Here is an 8,087-nt window from a genome sequence, read left to right on the forward strand (position 1 = left end):
TGATGGTTGTCACGCTTGAACTATCCCGCCGGGCGCTATGTCTTCGCAAAGGTCGCCATTTTCCGCTCCTCCTAGTTCCGGCTTGACATCAAAACAAAGTAACTTAATCTAATCAATGCAGCACGGAAATGAGGATAGGTCAACAGATCAAACCTGCTGTATTCGCCAAAATGGGGGAGGAGACCCATCATGATGAAGTCCATTGTCAGCGCCTTGGCGCTGAGCACGATGCTATTTGCAGTGCAGCCCGGCTATGCTCAGGAGTTGGCGACAAAAGACAGAATAGGGTTGGAGAACGCTCCGAAAACTTTGGTTGTCCGCCTGACGAACGATAGTCCGAACAATGCCGATCCGAAGATTGCCGATGGCTACAAGCAATTGTTCGTGGAATTCATCAAGAAGCATCCGGACTGGAAGCTGCAGGTGCAGTTCATGTCCGCCGACATCGGCACCGAACAGGCGAAAATGCTCGAACAGGCAAAGGCCGGCAACGCGCCGGATTGTGCAGCGGTCGACTCTTTCGTGCTGTCGCAATTCATGATCAACCACGTGCTTTCCGATTTTTCGCCCTACTTCAGCAAGGACGAAATCGCCGATCTCTTTCCCTTCATCCGCAATGGCATTACCGACAAAGACGGGACCATCCGCGCCTGGTGGTGGGATACCGACCTGCGCGTCCTCTATCGCAATAAAACGGTTGTTGCCGACGCGCCGCAGACCTGGGACGATCTGAAAAAGGCTGCCCTCGCGTCCAAGGACCAAGGCATGGAAGGCGTCCTCTTCAATGCCGGCCGCTACGAAGGCTCCACCTTCGACTGGCTGGCGAATTATTGGGCGCTCGGCGGCAAGTTGGTGGACGACAGCGGCAAGCCGGTCTTCGGCGAAGGCGACAACAAGGAAAAGTTCCTGAAAGCGCTGACCTTTTACAAGGACCTCGTCGATACCGGCGCTGCGCCGAAGCGCGTCACGACGATCGGCAATTATGACGACCTGAATGCTGCTGCCGCCGCCGGTACGACCGCACTGTTCGTCGGCGGCAACTGGCAATATGCCCAGTTGAAGGCGACGCTCGACGAAGACGAATTCAATAAATGGACCTTCTCGCCGCTCCCGGGTCCGACGGCGGACAAGCGCTCGACCGGCACTGGCGGTTGGACGATCGCCTCCTTCAGCAAGGACAAGGAAAAGGTCGAGATGTGCGCCAATCTCGCCCGCGATGTCTATATGGGGCCGGCCAACGCCCTGCAGCAGCAATTGCCGACGCGCAAATCGCTGTTCGACAAATATCCGGTTTTTGCAACCGATGCGAACAAGACGTTCGCGGCTGCGCTGGCGAATGGCCAGGCCCGCCCCGGCGCGCCGATCTATCCTGAAATCTCCAACCAGATTCAGATCATGATGGGCGACGTTCTTTCCGGCACCAAATCGCCGGAAGAGGCTTTGAGCGCGGCGTTCAATGCGACGATGGAGGCCTATAAACGCCTTTAGGGCACCGCGCCGCGTTCGACAGAACGCGTAACTGCCGTCCTACTCTTTTGATCCGGGGCATCTCGTCGGTTTGCAGGTGGAAACACCACAAGGTCGGATGCTCCTGCCGAAAGATGATCGAGGGCGGCGCACCGACATCGGCAGCGCCGCCAGCGTCCATTTGAAACATTCGGACAGAGAGAGCAGATGAGCCCAATTGCAATGGAGGCCCCGACGGGCCGAAGACGCGGGTTCTTTCCGCGTGATTTTGCCGGCGCGCCACTTCCATGGATCATGCCTGTCATCCTGGTCATCGGCGTATTCTACCTTTACCCGGTGCTCGACGTCTTTCGGCTGTCGCTGACCAACGCGACGCTGATCGGCGACAATCCCAGCTACACGCTGGATTCGATCAGGAACGCGATCCATTCGCCGCAACTGCCCGATATTCTGTGGGCGACGCTGATCTTCGTTGGCGGCAGCGTCATCGGTCAGCAGATCCTTGGCCTGGCGGTTGCGGTCGTCGTCATTCGCGGCGAAAAACGCGGGCTGTTCGGCACGACCATCCTGCGCACCACGGCGCTTGTCGCCTGGGTCGTGCCCGGCATAGCCGGCGGCATCATCTGGCAGATGCTGTTCAGCGAAGCGCCCTACGGCGCCCTCAACAGCATCCTGCGTATGATGCACATTCCGCCGGTGGCCTGGCTTTCCGATCCGGCGATCGCGCCCTGGTCGGCACTGCTCTCCAATATCTGGCGCGGCACGGCCTTCTCCATGGTCGTGATGTATGCGGCGCTGAAGGCGGTCGACCCGTCGCTCTATGAGGCGGCGGAAGTGGACGGCGCGTCCTCGACGCAGCAACTGCTATTCATAACCCTGCCGCAACTGCGGGCGGCAATCCTCGTCAACATGATCCTGATCACCATCATGACGCTCAATACGTTTGACGCGATCATCACCTTGACGGGCGGCGGGCCGGGCCGCGCGACCGAGGTCATATCGCTCTACGTCTTCAACATCGTCTTCCGCAATTACGATCTTTCGGGCGGCAGCGTGCTCTCGGTGCTGATGCTGTTCATCAGCCTCGGGCTTGCCTTCGTTTACGCCTCGTTCCTGCCGAAGGAGGAAGAAACATGAGTATGAGAACCGGCAGCCGCTGGGGCGATGCCGCCAGCTATGTCTTCATGCTGATCATGTTCGTGTTTTTCGCGGGGCCATTGTCCTACCTGCTATCGCTTGCCCTGCGCGATCGGCGGGAAATCTATCTCGGCGTTGCTCGCTATATCCCGAAGAACCCGACCATCGACAACTTCACCTCGGTGCTGACCAACAGCTACTTCCCGATCTATCTTTGGAACGGCCTGAAGCTGGCGTCATTGAGCGGCCTCGGCGTCCTGATCGTCGCGCTGCCGGCAGCCTACGCCTTTTCCCGCTTTCATTTCCGCGGCAAGGCCCTGTCGATGATGGGGCTTTTGCTATTCCAGATGATTTCGCCGCTGGTGATCATGGTGCCGCTCTACCGCTACATGAACAAGCTCGGCTTGCTCGACACCCATTTCGCGGTGGTCATGGTCTATATCGCTCTCGGCGTGCCGTTGGCGACATGGCTGCTGAAGAGCGCCGTGGACGGTATCCCGAGGAGCCTTGACGAGGCCGCGATGATCGACGGCTGCAACCGTTTTTCGGTGTTCTGGCGTATCATCCTGCCGCTCTCTGGACCCGGCATCGCCTCCGTCTTCATCATCACGGTGATTGCCGGCTGGTCTCAGTTCCTGGTGCCATTCCTGCTGCTGACCCAGAACAACCTGATGCCGATCGGCGTCGGCATCTTCAACTTCAAAGGCATGCAGACGGACTCCTCCGTGCAATTGCTCGCTGCTGCCTGCCTGATCTCCGTGGTCCCCGCCATCGTCGCCTTCCTCTCCCTGCAGCGGCTGATCCTCGGCGCGATGACCAGCGGAGCCGTGAAAGGATGATGTTACGGACAAGGAGAATTGCGTGTACCAGGCAGTCGAGAGATAGCGCGAGGCTGCTTTGACAATGCGACAATTCGACGATGCCCATAATGTCTTCGACCTGACCGGCGCCAATGTGGAGGATGCCGGCGAGCACAATCGCGCCGTTATCCTGCGCTGCATTCATCGCCAGGCGCCGATCTCGCGGGCGGAGATCGCCCGGCAGACGGGATTTACGAAGCCGGCGATCGCCCGCATCGTCGACCGGCTGCTGGACGAAGGCCTGGTGATGGAGGCGCGGCGCCGCCATGGCCTGCGCGGGCAGCCGGCGATCGAGCTCGAGATCAATCCCGACGCCTGTTTCTCGATCGGCGTGAATATCGACCGCGATCATCTGACCATCCTTGCCGTCGATGCCGTCGGGAACGTCCGCGGGCGGGTGCATCACGAAAAACGCTTCATTCTTCCGGCCGAATTCGTCGAGCTGACGGCGGACGCCATCTCGCATTTCCAGCGCAGCAAGCTGGTCGACGACGCCCGCATCGCTGGCATCGGTCTTGCCGTGCCCGATTGGCTCGGCGAAATTCCGGTGCTGGGACGACCGGACGACTATGCGCAATGGACCACTTTCGACGTCCGCAAAGCGATCGAAGCCATCACCGATCATCCAATCTTTATCGACAACGAAGCCAACGCGGCGGCAATGGCCGAGCTTAACTACGGGCTTGGCGCAGAGAGCCGCAGCTTCTTCTATATCGCCATCAACGCCTGCCCTGGCGGCGGGCTGGTGCTGGATGGCGTTGGCCATCGGGGCGCGATGGGATTGAGCGGCGAAATAGGCTGGTTGCCGATCGCCGATCCGAATGATCCGAAGGGGGCGAAGGTCCAGCCTCTCGGCGAGATCTTCTCGCTGTTCTTCCTTTACGACCACCTTGCCCAGCATGGCATTGAGGCGAGCAGGCCGCAGGATCTGCTGGCGCTCGATGCGCGTGGACGCAAGCTGGTTTCGTCCTGGCTGAAGCAGATGAGCGTCCATCTTGCCGAAGCGGTCATCCACATCGGCCTGATCGTCGATCCCGATGCGGTGATCGTCGGCGGACGCCTGCCGGTGCGCATGACCGATGAGCTTCTGCGCTATGTGAACGAACATCTGCAGACCGCTGACCCCAACCTGCCGTCCATTCATCGCGCTTCGCTGACGGAGGATGCGGCCGCCCTGGGTGGTGCGGCGATGCCGACGGCGGCGGCCCTGATGCTCGGTTCGGCCGATCCCCAACAACGCATCCGCTCGCCTCTGCAGATCATGGACCGCCTGCACGCCACATGACGAGATCGTCGTGCCATTTGATTTTGAATAAGGAGGAATTCAGTGAAGATCGGTTTTTATACATCGACATTCAACGATCGCCCCTTTGAGGAGGTTGCTGATTTTGCGAAGGAGGCAGGGTTCGATGCGATCGAGATTGATGTGCGCGGTCATATCAAGACGCCCGATCGTGTCGCGAACGCCGTCGCCGTCGCCAGGGATCGCGGGCTGTTCGTTGCTTCGATCACCCTGACGGGCAATCAGCTTGATGCCGACATGGACCGGCGGGCCGAACTGCGCGGCATAACCCTCGAATTCGCGCATGCGGTCAGCGAGGCGGATGTTCCGATCTTCGTCATTTTCCCCGGGCGCAACGACGATGCGGGCGAGGAGGAGAACTACGACAGTTTCGCAGACCACGTGAACGCGCTGATTGCAACGACCGAGGCGAGCGGCCTGACCTTTGCGATCGAGAACTGGCCTGGCCCGAAGGATAATTTCGTCGGCACGACGCCACACGGATGGACGCAGCTTTTTGAAAGGATCAAGAGCCCTCGTTTCGGCCTGGAATTCGATCCGTCGCATTTGCTGCGCATCGGCGTCGATCCCTTCGCAGCCCTTGCAGGCGTCAGGGATCGCATTGCCATCCTGCACGCAAAGGATACCGCCATCGACGCCGAGCGGCTGCAGGCGGTCGGCTACCATGGCAAGGGCTGGTGGCAATATAGATTGCCCGGCAAGGGCATGCTCGATTGGGACAAGTTCCTGCGCCAGGCAAAATCCTATGGTTTCGATGGCACGCTCTCGATCGAGCATGAGGATGCGGCTTACGGCTGGCCGAGCAAGGATCTTTCAGCCCGCAAGGAAGGCGAGCGGCTTGGCTTGAGCTTCCTGCGTGATGCGCTGAAATCGATCTGACGCGTCCGGGGGAAAGGGAGGAACCGATGGCAAATGTATCCGTCAACAATGCGCGCAAGGATTACGGCGCCTTCAAGGCCATCAAGGGCGTATCCATGGAGATCGAGAACGGCGAATTCGTCGTTCTGGTCGGCCCATCCGGCTGCGGCAAGTCTACGCTGCTTCGAATGATCGCCGGCCTCGAAGGCATCACTTCCGGAGCCATCCAGATCGGGACGCATGTCGTCAATGATTTGCCGCCGAAGGATCGCGACATCGCGATGGTTTTCCAGAATTATGCGCTCTATCCGCACATGACCGTGGCGCAGAATATGGGCTTTTCCCTGCGCCTGAAGCGCATGCCACGGCCGGATATCAAGGCGAGGGTCGATCGGGCAGCGCGCATTCTCGGCCTGGAGAGCCTGCTGGAACGCTATCCGAAACAGCTCTCCGGCGGCCAGCGCCAGCGCGTCGCCATGGGCCGCGCCATCGTGCGCGATCCGGCCGTGTTCCTTTTCGATGAACCATTGTCGAATCTTGACGCGAAACTGCGCGTGCAGATGCGTTCGGAAATCAAGGAACTGCACCAGCGCCTCAAGACGACGACGATTTATGTGACGCATGATCAGATCGAAGCGATGACCATGGCCGACAAGATCGTCGTCATGAAGGATGGCAAGATCGAGCAGATGGGCTCGCCGCTCGATCTCTATGATCAGCCGAGCAATCTCTTCGTCGCCGGCTTCATCGGCTCGCCGGCGATGAACTTTATCAAGGGCACGATGACTGAGGAGGGTTTTCAAACGGCCGGGGGCGTCTTGCTACCGACGCTCAAAAAGCCTGACAATGCCGTTATCTACGGTATCCGCCCGGAAAACATTCATCTCGATCCCGAGGGCATCGAGATCGGTATCGTCGTGCTGGAGCCGACCGGGTCGGAAACGCTGGTTATTGCCAGACTGGGCGAACAGACCATCACATGCGTTTTCCGCGAACGCATCCGTGCCAAGCCGGGAGAGACATTGCGGATTTCGCCGGACATGTCGGCAATCCATCTCTTCGACGATGCCGGCGTCAACATAGGAAGCAGTCGCACCTGGTAACCGGATCTAGCCGGCGCAGTTTGAAGCAGGGGTTGCTCCTAAGACGCTGGGCTGCGTACTCATAACGGTTTCGCTTGGTTTCAGCCACCGAGCGGATAAGTACTGCGCGGCCGGCCATGTCTCGGATGCGGACGAAGCTGCAAATGATGGTGTGCCGCTTACCGCCTTGCAAGCATCGGCAAAATCAAGCCCCACTGCGTCTCTTGAGGTGATCCGAACGCTTCGAAACCCAGTTTCTTGTAGACGGCAATCGCCCGTTCATTGGCCGGGTGAGGATCGGTCGCGATAACGGGTACACCCACATCGAAGAGAGCCCTCATTCTCGCCCCGATAAATGCCGATCCGTGCCCAACACCGATCATTTCGGGGTCTCCTATGTATTGATCGATTCCCCGCGATCCCCTGGGAAGCTTGGCAAAATGGTGATCTTCCCAGCCGTGGACGATATAGTCCTGCATGAACGCAAAGGGGCGCTCGGCGGTTGAAACAATCCAACGGGCTACCCGAGGATCAGCCAAGTCTGCTGCATCGTACGACTGATCTGAGTCCCACCATGCGCGGACATGCGGGTTCGATTGCCATGCTGTAAGCAACGGGAGATCATTCAACGTCGCTTTGCGAAAACTGTATTGGTTGGCCGCCGTCATTTAACAAGCTTAGCACGTCGCTGGCTGGTAGAAATGGACTCTTTTGGGCGTTCGTGCGTTCATGTGAAGACTGGGCGAATATCCCACTCCGTCGGAACCGGCGTGATCCGATTTGCTTCAGCCCATACCTCTACCGACAAAGAAAGCTGGTCGAGCGGTTTTTCAACCGGATCAAGCATTGTCGGCGCATTCCGACGTGCTACGACAAGCGCGCTGCTTATGAGTCCACGACTTAGCACTACTTTGGCAGATTAACTCTCAGGTAACGATGATCGGCCATCCTTGGCATTCCAACGAGGGTGCATGGGATGGCAGAGCAGAATGTTGCATTGACGGATTGGCTGAAGCCGTTCGTTGAGAAGCTTGGTCACAAGAAGCGGCGGCAGATGTGCCCGGTGTATATTTCGGGCCTCATCGGACCGGGCGATCGCAAGAGTATCGAGCCGATGGCGGAACGTCTGGCACTAGGGTCCGGACCCATAATTGGCTTTCCTTGAGCGCTGAGACATGATTCATTGCCGCGACGAAAGGGCGGTGAGATGTCTGATTTCTTTTGGTTTTCCGATGCGCAGTGGGAACGGATCGAACCGCTGCTGCCAACGGATGTGCGGGGCAAGCCGCGCGTGGACGATCGTCGCGTGTTGAGCGGAATCGTCCATGCCCTGCGATGTGGTGGCCGCTGGGCGGACTGCGCCGACGTCTATGGACCGAA

8 protein-coding genes and 2 pseudogenes are annotated in these 8,087 nt (G+C 59.0%); 9 read left to right on the forward strand and 1 reads right to left on the reverse strand.

What is annotated here, in order from left to right; genetic code table 11:
• Positions 1-189 precede the first annotated feature (189 nt).
• From QDY28_RS28060 to QDY28_RS28085, 6 genes are all read left to right on the forward strand, one after another.
• The gene (locus QDY28_RS28060) at positions 190-1,488 is read left to right on the forward strand and encodes an extracellular solute-binding protein (protein WP_331384570.1); all 1,299 of its coding nucleotides are present in this window, start codon (positions 190-192) and stop codon (positions 1,486-1,488) included.
• 186 nt (positions 1,489-1,674) lie between these two features.
• On the forward strand, positions 1,675-2,604 hold the full coding sequence (locus QDY28_RS28065; RefSeq protein ID WP_331384571.1) for a carbohydrate ABC transporter permease: 930 nt from the start codon (positions 1,675-1,677) through the stop codon (positions 2,602-2,604).
• Positions 2,601-3,443: a carbohydrate ABC transporter permease gene (locus QDY28_RS28070; RefSeq protein WP_331384572.1), complete on the forward strand. Its 843-nt coding sequence runs from the start codon at positions 2,601-2,603 to the stop codon at positions 3,441-3,443. The genes QDY28_RS28065 and QDY28_RS28070 overlap by 4 nt, the downstream gene beginning before the upstream one ends.
• A 64-nt stretch (positions 3,444-3,507) precedes the next feature.
• Positions 3,508-4,749, forward strand: coding sequence for an ROK family transcriptional regulator (locus tag QDY28_RS28075; protein ID WP_331384573.1), 1,242 nt, complete (start codon positions 3,508-3,510; stop codon positions 4,747-4,749).
• Between the two features lie 42 nt (positions 4,750-4,791).
• Positions 4,792-5,646 (forward strand): sugar phosphate isomerase/epimerase family protein, encoded by an 855-nt coding sequence (locus QDY28_RS28080; protein ID WP_331384574.1) that lies wholly within the window; start codon positions 4,792-4,794, stop codon positions 5,644-5,646.
• 26 nt (positions 5,647-5,672) lie between these two features.
• Positions 5,673-6,728, forward strand: a complete 1,056-nt coding sequence (locus QDY28_RS28085) for an ABC transporter ATP-binding protein (RefSeq protein ID WP_331384575.1) — start codon at positions 5,673-5,675, stop codon at positions 6,726-6,728.
• Between the two features lie 158 nt (positions 6,729-6,886).
• On the opposite strand, the gene QDY28_RS28090 is transcribed toward QDY28_RS28085, so the two are convergent.
• Positions 6,887-7,375, reverse strand: a complete 489-nt coding sequence (locus QDY28_RS28090) for a GNAT family N-acetyltransferase (RefSeq protein WP_331384576.1) — start codon at positions 7,373-7,375, stop codon at positions 6,887-6,889.
• A 71-nt stretch (positions 7,376-7,446) separates the two neighbouring features.
• On the opposite strand from QDY28_RS28090, the pseudogene QDY28_RS31095 reads away from it, so the two are divergent.
• From QDY28_RS31095 to QDY28_RS28100, 3 genes and pseudogenes are all read left to right on the forward strand, one after another.
• Positions 7,447-7,611: pseudogene (locus QDY28_RS31095) on the forward strand (IS5-like element ISNeu3 family transposase); the annotation flags it as partial.
• A 72-nt stretch (positions 7,612-7,683) separates the two neighbouring features.
• Positions 7,684-7,839: pseudogene (locus QDY28_RS28095) on the forward strand (transposase); the annotation flags it as partial.
• A gap of 75 nt (positions 7,840-7,914) precedes the next feature.
• Positions 7,915-8,087 (forward strand): transposase (locus QDY28_RS28100; protein ID WP_331384577.1); only part of this gene is annotated, 173 nt, incomplete at its 3' end.

It is taken from the genome of Rhizobium sp. BR 362, from assembly GCF_036528765.1.
In the GTDB taxonomy this organism is placed as follows: domain Bacteria; phylum Pseudomonadota; class Alphaproteobacteria; order Rhizobiales; family Rhizobiaceae; genus Rhizobium.